This window comes from Streptomyces sp. SID13726, assembly GCF_010548375.1.
Lineage (GTDB): Bacteria > Actinomycetota > Actinomycetes > Streptomycetales > Streptomycetaceae > Streptomyces.
The window spans coordinates 1-611 of record NZ_JAAGLY010000161.1; the positions used below are offsets into that span (position 1 = coordinate 1).

Sequence of the window (611 nt, forward strand, 5' to 3'; positions counted from 1 at the left end):
GCTCGTCGGTGGCGGACCGGGCGCCGTCGACCTGCTCACCGTCCGGGGGCGTCGGGCGCTCGCGGAGGCGGACGTCGTCGTCGCCGACCGGCTCGGACCGGTCGACGTGCTCGACGAGCTCGCGCCGGGCGTGGAGGTCATCGACGTCGGCAAGACGCCCGGGAACCATCCGGTCCCGCAGCACGAGATCAACGCGATCCTCGTGGAGCAGGCACAGCGCGGGCGGCGGGTCGTGCGGCTCAAGGGCGGCGACCCGTTCGTCTACGGGCGCGGCGGCGAGGAGGTGATCGCGTGCCGCGCGGCGGGCGTGCCGGTCGACGTCGTGCCGGGCGTGTCGAGCGCGCTGAGCGTCCCGGCGCTCGCGGGCATCCCGCTCACGCACCGGGGGACGGTCGCCGCGTTCCACGTGGTCAGCGGGCACGACGGCCTCGACGACGCCGCGCTCGCCGGGGTGCGCGACCGCACGGCTACGCTGGTGGTCCTCATGGGTGTCTCGCAGCTCGCACGCATCACGGCCCAGGCGCTCGGCGCCGGGGCCGACCCTGCGCTGCCCGTCGCGATCGTGGAGAGCGGCTCGACGCCGCGCCAGCGCGTCACGCGGGCCCCGCTCG

General features: G+C 76.8%; 1 protein-coding gene. It reads left to right on the top strand.

Annotation, left to right across the window (positions count from 1 at the left end; all coding sequences use genetic code 11):
* Positions 1–611, top strand: a 611-nt coding sequence (gene cobA, locus G3I78_RS46935; RefSeq protein ID WP_164436719.1) for a uroporphyrinogen-III C-methyltransferase, incomplete at both ends; no start/stop codon positions are given.